The 11,357-nt window shown below is 71.0% G+C and carries 9 protein-coding genes; all 9 read right to left on the bottom strand.

Annotated elements, in window-relative coordinates; translation table 11 throughout:
* Positions 1-924, bottom strand: coding sequence for a hypothetical protein (locus PWS46_RS28640; RefSeq protein ID WP_434625504.1), 924 nt, complete (start codon positions 922-924; stop codon positions 1-3).
* Positions 921-3,668 carry a hypothetical protein gene (locus PWS46_RS28635; protein WP_434625502.1) on the bottom strand — a complete coding sequence of 916 codons (2,748 nt, stop codon included), beginning with the start codon at positions 3,666-3,668 and terminating at the stop codon, positions 921-923. The genes PWS46_RS28640 and PWS46_RS28635 overlap by 4 nt, the downstream gene beginning before the upstream one ends.
* A 48-nt stretch (positions 3,669-3,716) precedes the next feature.
* Positions 3,717-4,277 (bottom strand): histidine phosphatase family protein, encoded by a 561-nt coding sequence (locus tag PWS46_RS28630; protein ID WP_434625500.1) that lies wholly within the window; start codon positions 4,275-4,277, stop codon positions 3,717-3,719.
* A 104-nt stretch (positions 4,278-4,381) separates the two neighbouring features.
* Entirely contained in the window at positions 4,382-4,639 is a 258-nt protein-coding gene (locus PWS46_RS28625) for a hypothetical protein (RefSeq protein WP_434625498.1), read from the bottom strand.
* A gap of 36 nt (positions 4,640-4,675) precedes the next feature.
* A complete protein-coding gene (locus PWS46_RS28620; protein WP_434625496.1) occupies positions 4,676-5,374 on the bottom strand; it encodes a hypothetical protein in 699 nt (232 codons plus the stop codon).
* Between the two features lie 10 nt (positions 5,375-5,384).
* Entirely contained in the window at positions 5,385-5,510 is a 126-nt protein-coding gene (locus PWS46_RS28615) for a hypothetical protein (RefSeq protein ID WP_434625494.1), read from the bottom strand.
* Positions 5,510-5,812, bottom strand: a complete 303-nt coding sequence (locus tag PWS46_RS28610; protein WP_434625492.1) for a hypothetical protein — start codon at positions 5,810-5,812, stop codon at positions 5,510-5,512. Before PWS46_RS28610 ends, PWS46_RS28615 begins: the two co-directional genes overlap by 1 nt.
* A 170-nt stretch (positions 5,813-5,982) precedes the next feature.
* Positions 5,983-10,311 (bottom strand): hypothetical protein, encoded by a 4,329-nt coding sequence (locus tag PWS46_RS28605; RefSeq protein ID WP_434625490.1) that lies wholly within the window; start codon positions 10,309-10,311, stop codon positions 5,983-5,985.
* A gap of 126 nt (positions 10,312-10,437) precedes the next feature.
* Positions 10,438-11,193 (bottom strand): class I SAM-dependent methyltransferase, encoded by a 756-nt coding sequence (locus PWS46_RS28600; RefSeq protein ID WP_434625488.1) that lies wholly within the window; start codon positions 11,191-11,193, stop codon positions 10,438-10,440.
* Between the last annotated feature and the right edge of the window lie 164 nt (positions 11,194-11,357).

The raw sequence follows: 11,357 nt of genomic DNA, 5'->3' as shown, positions 1-11,357 counted from the left end.
TCACGGCCGCAGCGGCGGCAGGGCGAGCGTCCCGGCCATCCGCTCATAGGCGGCGGCGAGCGCCCCGGCATCGCAGGGACCGGGGAACGGCCGGCGGGCCGCCTCCGCCGCGCACGCCTCCGGGAACAGGGCGGCCAGCCGGTCCGCCGTGTCGCCGAAGGCGGCGCAGCGCGTCTCCGCCCCGAACAGGGCGAGGCCGGCGCCGAAGGGGTCCTCCACCAGCAGCAGGTCGCTCATCTCGTAGAGCGCCAGCCGCAGTTCGGCGTTCCAGGCCGCCTCGGCATAGAGCGGCACCGTTTCCCAGACCGCTCCGGGCGGGCGGTGGGCGTCGGCGGCGGCCGGCAGCAGGACCGGCAGGATGCGGTCGCGGTCCAGCCGGGCGGCGAAGGCGGCCCACTCCCTTGCCCGGCCGTCCGCCGCGTCCCCACCCGCCATCGCGGCCGGCGACAGCGTCACCACCATGCGCCCATCGTTCCGCCGCTCCAGCCATTGCCGCACATAGTCGCGCGCCTGCAGGGTGGCGCGCAGGGGGGCCTCCGCAAGGTCCCGCGCCTGGGGCAGGCCGGTGCGGGCCGGATGGAAGACCGACAGGTCCGGCCCGCCATAAGGGATCGGAAATGCGTCGGCGCCGGCCAGGTCGGCCAGCTCCGTCACCTCCCCGGCGTCGCGGCACAGGGAGAAGCACTGCCCCGACGGCAGCAGCCACAGGGTCGGGATGACCTCGTTCCACAGCCGCCACTCGGCCTCCTCGTCCCAGGGCGGATCGCCGCCGGTTTCCCCGGCGCTGCGGTCGCACAGCACCACATGGCAGCGCTCGTGCCCGCCCTGCCGGCGCGCGTGCTCGGCCGCGGCCAGGAACAGCGGCAGGTCCAGCGGCGGGGTGCCGGCGTGGAAATCCCAGAAGGCGTAGAGAATGTCGCTCATGCGGGGACCTTGGGGGTGGACTGCACCCGGTCGCAAATATGGTCGAGGATACGCTCTCCCGCCGGGCCGGGGACCATATGGCGGTCGAGGAACAGCTGCCCGTCGGCGAGCGCCGCGGCACCGCCATCCTCCAGCACGCCGTCGAGGAAGGCCAGCCAGTCGGACGGACGGCGCAGGATGGGCAGCGGCGCCAGCACCGGCAGGGCAAGGTCGCCGCCGGCCACCGCCACCGGGCGCGCCGCCCGCGCCGCGTCATGGGCGACGGTGGACGGGGTGGTGATCACCGCCGCCAGGGCCGGCAGCAGGGCCGGCGCGGTGAAGGGCTCCCAGACCGGATCGGCGGGATCGGCGAGGATGACGTTGGCCGGCAGCGTGCCGACCGGCGTCTGCCCCAGCCAGCGGGCCGAATGATGCGGCTTCACCAGGAAGCGTAGGGCCGGGCGTGCCGCCGCGGCCTTCTGCAGCGCCTCGACGAAGCCGGCGCGGAAACGGTCGTCGTAGCGGTGCCAGTGCAGGTTCTCGAAGACGCCGACCAGAGGACGCCCGTCGGCGGTCACCGACGCCGGCAGGGCCGGGCGGACGAGCGTCGGCTCGCGCAGCGATCCCACCGGACACAGCCGCCGCCGCACCTCTGCCGCCATCTCCGCCGGGGCCGCCGCCACCGGGAACCAGGTGAAGATAAGGTCGCCGCCCAGCCGGACGCCGGCGTCGTGCACCTCGTCGAAATAGGTCAGCCCGATGCTCTCCAGACCATGCTGGACCGCGAAGCAGGGGATGCCCAGCGCCGATGCGCGGCCGAGCAGCGCATGCGGCACGCAGTGGGAAGGATGGTCGGATTCGGCGCCGACCAGCACGGCGTCGGCGGCCGACAGGTCGGGCGCCCGCCCGGCCAGCAGGGCCGACCGCTCGGCCACCGTCCAGGCGGCGCCGTGGCGGGCCAGCATGGTGCGGGCGCGGGTGGAGCGGGTGGCGGCATGGTCGGTCAGCACGACGGTCAGCGCCACCGCACCCGCCCCTTTTCCTGCCCGGCGGGCCGCGGCGGCGACCACCGGCTCCAGCAGGTCGACCTCCTCCGGCAGGTCGATCAGGACCAGCAGCCGCACCGGGGCCTGTTGCCCGGTAGGAACGGCAAGCCGAGTGTCCCTGATCCGGCTTTCGCCGCCGCGGGCCGCCGCCGCGGCCAGATGCCGGCGGGTCTCGCGCTCCCAATCGCGGACGACCAGATCGCGCAGGCTGGCCGGCAGGCCGGGGTCGGCCGCCGCCAGCACCGGAATTCCGCGCGACAGGGCCGCCAGGACGGCCGGACGCGCCAAGCCGCTCCCGGCGCTTCCACCGTCCACGGCCGGGACCAGCGCCAGATCGCAGGGAAGCGGCAGGCTGGGGGGATCGACCGGCATCCGCTGAAGCTCGACCGGGATGTCGCGGGCGATCCGCGACAGCATCGCCAGCACGTCGTCCAGCGCCGGCCGGGTCCGGGCATCCGGCGGCGCACACCACACCACCCGCCGGGGGGCCCCCAATGGCGCACCTTTGCCCGGCGGTGGCGGCGCTGCAGCCCCGGACAGGGCCGCCGCAAGGTCGGCGGACAGGGAGGATATCTGGCGGTCACGCTCCGCCAGGGCGAGTTGCAGCGCCTCCAGCCGGGCGGGCAAGTCGGACGGAACGGTCTCGCCACCCTGCCCGTCCATGGTTTGGCGGCCGATCCGGGCGGCGCTGCCCGACGGCGGCCGGAAGGTCAGGGTCGGCGGCAGGCCGCGCAGGGGGATGTCGGTGCCGGCGAAGCGGAGCGTCACCCGCCGGGGGCGCCCGTCGAGCCAGGACTCCGGCGCCTCCGCGGCGAAGCCGCAGGGGATGGCGTCCCCGGACCCGTCGCCACCGAAGGGCGGCGGGCGCAGCCGGTTGGCGATGATGCGGCCGGCGACGGCCTCGCCCTCGCACAGCTCCAGCTCGACCGGCCGGCCGGGCGCGAAGGCGTCGAGCGCCCAGCCGGTGATCTGCCGCCCCTCCACCGTCTCCAGATGGCCGAGCAGGCCGGCCCGCTCCAGCATCGGCCCCTGGGCGCCCCAGTCGCCATGATCGGGCGGCCGGGCCTGATAGCCGAAGGGGCTGCCGGCGAGGTCGCGGCCCAAAGCGTCGCGGATGCGCAGCTCGTGGTTGGCGCCGTCGAAACAGCGCGGCGGCAGCGGCAGGACGAAGGCATGCCCCCCGTCCAGGCCCCCGCCCTCCTCCGCCGGCGCCGGGTGATCGGCGACCGCGAAGCGAAGGAGGAACACCCCGTCGTCCCACACCTCCAGGGAAGGCGGGTCGCCGGCACGCGATGTCGGCCGCACCCGGCCGAAGACGCGCCCGCCGGCCACCCGCAGCACCGCCCCGTCGCACGGGCACAACCCCTCCAGCTCCACCGGGCCGCCCTGCAGGAAAGCACCGCCGGCGATGCGCAGGTCCAGCCGATGGGGGCGGCCGTCGAGCAGCGGTTCCGGCAAGGGGGCGGCGAAGCCGCGTGCCGGCCAGGGCAGGTCCGGGCGCGGCCGGTCGGCCGGTCCGCGCAGGTGCGGCACGCCGTCGACCAGCAGTTCCACCTCCGGCGGAGGACCGTCGATCCCGGCGACCCAGCCCTGCACCGCCCCCGACGCGACCTCCTCGATCCGGCCGTCGCAAGGAGGCCGGACGGACGGCGTTCGGGCATCGGCCGCGAACGGAAAAGGGAAGCCGGCATGGATCTGCATGAAGGGAGCGGCTTTCACCGGGCTGGGGCACCGGGCTGGGGCACCGGGCCGGGGAAGAGAGCGGAATCAGGGGAAGCGGGTGATCAGGCAGTTGCGCATCGGCATCTCCGGCACGAGGTCGAGCGGCCAGCCGAGATGCCAGGCGACCAGCCCCTTGATGACGTTGCCGTGGGCGACGACCAGCACGTCACCCATCTCCGCCGCCGGAGCGATGGCGGCCTGGAAATAGCGCACGGCACGGGCCTGGGTGTCGCCGATCGATTCGCCGCCCGGCGGCCTATGATGGACGTCCAGGCAGGTCAGGCGGGCCGGATGGTCGGGCGGCAGGCCGGCGGGATCGGGTTGGTCCACCGCCTCCATCACGCCGAAATTCCGTTCGTCCAGGTCGTGGTGACGCACCACCCGCCCGCAGGCGCAGCCGCCATGCTCGAGGATCAGGGCGGCGGTGTCGATGGCCCGCGACAGGGTCGAGGTGAAGAGGGTGGCGAAGCGCCGTCCGGCCAGTTGCCCGGCCGCCTCCACCGCCTGCCGCCGGCCGAGCGGAGTCAACGCATGGTCGGTGACGCCGCTGAACACCCGCGCGAGATTGCCTTCGGATTCGCCGTGGCGGACAAGGAAGACGGACATGAGGGGGAAACCGCTCCGCTGCAACCGGCCCGGCCGGCAGACGGCCAAGACATGCCGCAGAACGGTTTCCCGCACAATGGTTCAGGTCAATCCCGCAGGACAGGTCAACCGGAGACCGGCGCCGCCTCGCGCCGGGACGGCAGGGCCGCGACAAGCGCGGCTTCCTCCGCCGTCAGGACCACCGGTTCGGCCGGGCCGAGGAACTCGCCCAGAACCGCCGCCCCTCCATCGGGGCCGCCACCGGTACTGCCGTCGATGCTGCCGTCGCGGGTGACGTAGCGGAACTGGATGTGGGCGCCGGCCAGCCGGCCGGTCTCGTCCCAGCGCACCAGAAGCTCGTAGGGGACCTTTTCGGTAATCATGCGCTTTTCCTGCTCCTGAGAATGGATGGGAAGAGGTCAGGCCACGGCGGTGCCGTCGGTCCAGCTCCAGCCGCTGCCGGACGACACTGCCAGCCGCCGGCCGGCGGCACCGTCCGACACATGGATCAGCCGGCCGGCCGGGCTGGCGGTCGGCAGCGTCGCCACCGTGTAGCTGCGCAGGCTGGCATGGCCGGCTGAATCGAAGACCGTGGCGCTGCCGACCGCCACGCCGCCGCCGTTGAGGATGCGCAGCCGCAGGGTCGGGTTGAGGCGGCCGGCGAGGAAGCAGATGTCTCCGGCGTTGGCCAGAATGTTCAGCGACCGCGCCCCGCCGTGGGAGGCATTGCCGCCGCTGTTGAGCTGGACATAGGCGTCGCTGTCGTCGGCGTTGCTGCCCAGCGTCAGGCGGCAGGCGGCCGACCCGCCCGCGCTGAGATTGCGCAGCGCCAGCCCCTGGGCGGCGTCGGCGGTGACGGCGGCATTCTGCTGGGCGAGGCTGCCGAGCCCCAGGGTGCCGCGCGCATCCGACGCCGTCGCCGCGGTCAGCAGCGCCCGGCCGGTGGCGGTGGAATCGGCGATGGCGGCGGAGGCATGGCCATGTTCGGCCGCCGCAAGCCCGGCGCGCAGGGCGCCGACGGTCGTCTTGACGGTGGCGGTGCCGTCGTCGATGGGCACGATCTCGGCACCGGTCAACGGCCCGGAATCGGGAAGCTGGTGAAGGGCGATGTCGGTCATGGGCGTTCCCTCATGGCTGGGATCGGGGGACGAGACGGCTGCCGGAACGGGTCAGCAGCCGGCAGCCCGACCGGGCGGCCAGCCGGCGCAGGCGGCTGCCGGCCGCCGCCAGCAGCCGTCCGACACGGCCCAGCATCAGCCCATCTCCGAGATGTGGAGCAGCCCATCGTCGGCCGCCCGGACCACCGCGACACGGTCGCCCGCCGCCGTCCGGAAATATTCGGGCACGCCCTGCGGCAGGTAATGGCCGTCCGCGGCATCGGCGAACGGCGCCGTCCCGAAGGCGACGAAACAGGGGGAGGTGGCGACCAGCCGCAGGACCGCCGCCCCGAAGGACCCCGAACTCTGCGTCGCCGCCCCGATGGGAACGGTCTGGGCGGTGCCAGGGCGCAGCGCCTGGATGCGTTCGCCGAAATCGTCGATGGCAAGCACGGGCATGGCTTTCCTCCTGCTGGGATCGGGGAAGCCGGCGGGGCCGGCGATAGCCACGACAATGTACCTATAATCCGCCGCATGCGTAAGCTTATTTTCCTAAACTTCGAACAAGACAAAGGCCGGCTTCCTTCCGGAGCCGGCCTTTGCCGCCGAACCGCCTTCTCCGCCTGCCGTCAGGCCGGAACCGTATCGGCCCGTGCCGCGGCAGCCGGAGCGGGAGCGGCGTCGGGCCACTCGCGCCCCTCGGCCTTGCCCTGGCGCTGGTAATGGTCGTAGGCCCAGGCGACCTTGCCGGCCAGCACCAGATCGGCGACATCGGGATAGCGGCGCAGATACAGGTGGCCGGCAAGTTCCGACACGGGCAGGAAGCCGGGCCAGTCGCGCCCCTCCTCCCGGCCGCGGCCGAGGTAATGCTCGGCGGCACCGGCCACCCGCCCGGCGAACAGGTCGGCGGCGACGTCGGGATTCGCCTTCAGATACCGCCCCTCCGCCAGCATGACCGCGTGGGCCAGGGCGTCCATGGCCAGCTTCGGCTTGCCGCAGCGGCGGGCGGTGTGGGACAGCGACGCCCAGAGGTCCCCATCCTCCGGGCAGACCGGCGAAAGACGGTCGAGGATCCGGCTGGCGGTGGCGTAATCGCGCTCGTGCCGGATGATGGAACCGACGATCGCCTTCAGTCCCTGGGCGGTGTCGGCCTGGGCCGGGCCGGTCAACGCCGCATCCAGGTCGGCCGACATCCAGGCACGCTTCTCCGTCAGCACCTGATAGCGGGTCAGCAGCAGGCGGCCGACGTCCGACCGCGCGCCGTCCTCGCCGAAATCGTCGAGGAACTGGCGGGCAAGGTCGAGCTTGCCGGCATCCATGATCGGCAGGATCACCGGACAGCTGTTCTGCACCGATTCCAGGCTTTCCACGATCAGCCTGCGGACGGCGACCGGCGACGGAACGCCGAACATGTCGGCTCCGCTTCCACCAATCGCCTCGATGCCGATGTCGACGCTGCCGTTGCAGGTGTCGACCACGCCGCGCGGCAGGAAGAAGGAGACCACCAGCGCCTCCCCCTCGCGGTAGAGTTGCTGGAAATAGGCGTTGCCGTTCACCGTGATGCGGGTGCGGGTCAACGCCTCGGCCGGTCCGTCCAGGTAGAGCTTTCCCGAATAGAGGATGCGGCCGCCCTGCAGCTTCAGCAGGATGTGCGCCCGGCCGGCCGGCCCGACGGGCCGGCGGGCGGCGGGACCCGTCCGGTCCACGGGCGCCCAGCCGGTGCCGAAGAAGACGTCGGTCAGGTCGACCTCGTGGCGGGGATGGTGCGGCAGGCCGGCCTCCCGGAAGAAATCGGGATAGGCGGCGTCCATGTCGCGCAGGCGGGTTTCCAGTTCGCCCATCGTCACGCTCTTGTCGGTGCGCACGGCGCTGAGCCGGTCGCGCCAGCGTGAGCCGAAATACAGCTCCGCATGGGCGTAGAGGTCGAAGTCGATCCCCAGCGCGCGCAGCGGTTCCGTGTGGGGCGACAGCGGCAGGGCGGTGCGCGCCGACTTGCCCATGCCGAGGATGGTGCCGGTCCAGTAGGGATGGCCGTTGTGCCAGCGGGGTTGCGGATACAGCCCCTCCTCCAGCGGATCCATGAAACGGTCGGTCATGGCCTGGATCTCGGCCATGTCGTAGGCCTTGCCGCCGGCCCGGAACAGGGTCAGGACGCGGGAATTGGCCCGGTGCTCCGCCGTCGACCATTCGGAGATGTAGGACTGGAAGTCGCGTGGGTTCATCGGCACGTCCGGATGGACGAACTTCAGATACTGCGTCTCCTTGTCCGGATTCTGCAGCTCCAGCAGCAGCATCTCGTCCGAATCGGCGACGGTGTGGATGCGGCCGGACGGCACCATCTCCGGGATGAAGCCATAGTCGCAATAGGCGGCGAGGTCGTTGCAGATCCGCTCCGGCCGGATGCACAGCATGAACAGCAGGTAGTTGCGGGCGACCAGCAGCTCGTCGTCGACATGCCAGTAGAACTGGTTCGCCAGGGTCGACACATAGTCCGACCGCCGGGTCACCGTCTTGCCCTTCACCGTCGGGTGCAGATGGTCGAGCGCCAGCCGGGTGAAGGGACGGGACGGGATGGAGATCACCGGCTGGTCGCCGTCCCGCCGCTTCAGCATCTCCGGCACGATGGACGCCTCGTCCACCCGCAGGCTGGGGGCGAGGATGCCGTTGAAGTCCTCATGGGCCAGCAGGTCGGCGAGATGGCCGAAGGAGCCGTCGGACGCGCAGAAGTCGGCGTTCCAGAAGACGAAATGCGTGTTCAGCTGCGCCTCGCCCATCGCCATCACCCCCTTGTGGAAGGCGCGGGTCAGCACGATGCCGTAGGCGTTGCTGGCCGGGTGCCACCATTCCTGCAGGATGTCGTCGATCGGCAGCAGATGGACCGGCGCCAGCCGGCGCAGCGCGTCATATTCCGGGATGGCGTCGAAATGGGGGGCGTCGGCCCCGGCGGTCAGGAAGACGAGGTCGAAATCATGCCGGGCGGCGAGCGCCGGCAGGTTGCCCGGCGCCAGCAGGGTCGGCAGGCAGGACTGGCAGAACAGGCGGATGTAGGGTTCGCCCCAAAGCGCCACCAGCATGCGCACCCGCCGCCGCACCCCCGGCCCGGACCAGGAGTCCCTGCGCACGGGAAGGGCCGAGGTTTCGGCGACGGCCGCCTCCGGCGCCGGTGCGGCGGCGGGCGCGGCCTCCGCCGGCTGGTCCTGGCGGCGGCGCAGAAGCAGCCGGGTGAAGGAGAAGGCCGACGGCTGCGGCGGCTCGTCCGCCCGCCAGGGGCGCGACGGATCCTCTCCCGTCACGGTGAGGGCGACGAAGCCGCCGGCGGCCTGCACGACGGCGCGCGGCAGGACGCCGATGCAGCGGTAGCGGTCCACCACCCATTCGACCTCGCCCTGCAGCGGGACGCCGCCGGCGCTGAGGCGGATGGTCTTCACCCCGCCTTCCGGGGCGCTGTAGACATACAGCTCCACATCATAGTCGCCCGGCTGCAGGCGGAGATGGACGGTGGCGCTGTTGTCGGGGCCGAGACGGCGCATGCCCTGCCCGAACAGGAAATCCTCGTCGCCCCAGCCGGTGCCGTAGAAGACGCCGCCCAGGTCGATCTCGACGTTGGAGGCGGCCTCGATCCCGGAGGAGCGCACCGCCTCGGCATACAGGCGGTCGACCTCGCGCAGCCAGGCGGCGGCCTCGGCCTCCGTCGCCTTGAACAGGACGCGGGGGGCCGCCGTCATCGCCTGCCCGCAGGCGCCGCCCAGCCGGCGGGCGGAGTCCCGGTACAGGGAGAAGGAGCGCCGGAACCGGGTGCGGAAGGTCAGCCCGACCAGATCATGGACCTTGCGCGGCAACAGGAAGGAGAAGCGCGGCTGCAGCCGGGCGGCGGCCTCCTGCCAGACGGTGCGGGCCAGCGGCGGCCCCCACAGCCCGGCCACGTCGATCGGGCCGGTGGAGACGATGGCGTCGTACCAGGCGTCGACCCGCCGCCGCACCGCCGTCCAGTCCGGCCCGCGGTCGCGGCCGGTATAGAAATTGATCACATAACGCAGCACGTCGCGGTGGCGCGCCGAGCAGCAATGGGTGTTGCGGAAGAAATTGTCCCGGTACTGCTCGACGTCGCGCCGGGCATACCACGGCTTGACGTAATAGTCGGGGTCGCTCATCTCCGCCGCGAGGATCTCGCGGGAATCGGTGACCACATGGGAATCGGCGGGATCGGGGCAGACCCGGTCGACGAGGTCCCAGTCGATGGTGGTGATCTGGTCGACCGGCACGCGGTTGCGCGGATGGACGACGAAAGGATAGAGGTGCGTCGACCGCGCGATCAGGCCGGACCGCCCGACCCGGAAATAGGTGTGGAAGGGCATGAAGCCCTGGTCGTCCTCCGGCTCCCAGAAATGGGACAGGCTCATCTTGTGCAGGTTGTCGAGCATCAGCCGCACCAGCCGGTCCGGCGGCACGGTGATCGCCTGGGTCGCCGGGTCGAAATGGCGGCCGCGCAAGGCCTCGACCATGCCCGGCTTGTTGGTGCGCACGCCCTCGATCTCGATGACCCGCTTGCCCGACGCCAGGATGCGGGCGATCGATTCGAAGGAGCCGTCGGAGAAGACCATGTCGGCGTTGAGGAAGACGGTCGCCGCCTCCGCCTCGTTGGCGAGCGCCATGCCCCGCAGATGGCCCCAGGACATCTGGTTGTACTTGTTGGCGTCGAAGCCGTCGAAGCAATGGATGTGGGACGGCAGCAGGGCGGACAGCGCCTGGAAGGACGGCGCGCTGCGGATCGTCTCCACCATGTCCGGCATGGTGAAGATGTGGAAGGCGCAGCGGTACAGGCCCGGCAGGCAGGGGATGTTGCGCGGCGACAGGAAGGTCGGCAGCGTCACGTCCAGGAACAGCCGGACGTATTTCTCCCCCCACACCGGCACGACGAAATGAAGCGGAGGAACGTTCAGGGCAGAAACCTTATCCATGAGAAGAATACCCCGTGCGCGAGAACCCGCGAAGAACAGGCCGGAAAATTGCCCGCAAACCGTGCCGCCCGCAAAAAGGCCGCCGGAAGCCGCCACCCCGGCGGCGACCGGCGGACCCGACGCCGATCAGACCAGCGGCTTGATCGCCACCGCCGACCCACCCCAGTCGGGCAGCGGCACGCAGCTGATCCCGAGCGGGTTGAGGTACTCGTCGGCCGACTTCTTGACGCCCGGAAAGCCGGAATTGTGGTAGTCGTGCATCAGCAGGATGCCGCCGGGAACCAGCTTCGGCCACACGCGCTCGATCATTTCCTTGTGCGGCAGATACAGGTCCATGTCGAGATGGACGAAACGCCAGCTCTTGTCGGCATAGGGCTCGAAGGACGCCGGCAGCCAGCCCTTGACGATCGACAGCTGGTCGGCCCGGCTCTCGTCACCGCCCAGGACATGGCCGCGCACCATCGCCTCCGAGGTCGGCTGGAAATTGCCGACCGTCCAGTTGGACTGGTACAGCTCCGTCTCGACCTTGACGTCCGGCTCCGCGAAGCCTTCGAAGGTGTCGAAGCAGTAGAGCTTGCTCGCCTGATCCATCCAGCGCCAGATCATCCGGGCGGAAAAGCCGCGGAATGTGCCGCATTCCATGTAGTCGCCCGGCGCAAGCTTGTGGGTCATGCGCAGAAAATAGAAGAACATCACGATGCGGATGGGGTCCAAATTCTGGCCGTCTGCCCCTCTGTACTCGTCCGCGGCACTCAGGATGTCGTTCACTTCCTGGAGGTGTTCGACAAAATTCGGCACGGATTGGACAAGGAACTTCCGGTGCAGGCCCGGATCGAACTCGGTCGAATGAAGTGGAGGACGCTGCCAGGTGTCTTGGGTCATGGGAGCCTTCTTTTGTATCTTTAGCTGAAGTTGCAGGGCGAACAAGGCGTCAGGCCGTCGACAATACGTTTGTAGGCGCTTCTCCTCCGGATCGGCACCTATCGGTCAAGGCGCCGATCATACCTCATTTTCGCGAATTCTTTCGGACTCTCCGCTCCATGGGC

It is taken from the genome of Azospirillum sp. B2RO_4, assembly GCF_051124815.1.
Taxonomy (GTDB): Bacteria; Pseudomonadota; Alphaproteobacteria; order Azospirillales; family Azospirillaceae; genus Azospirillum.
The sequence above is the reverse complement of the archived record's forward strand: the minus strand, read 5'-3'. Positions and strand labels throughout refer to the sequence as shown.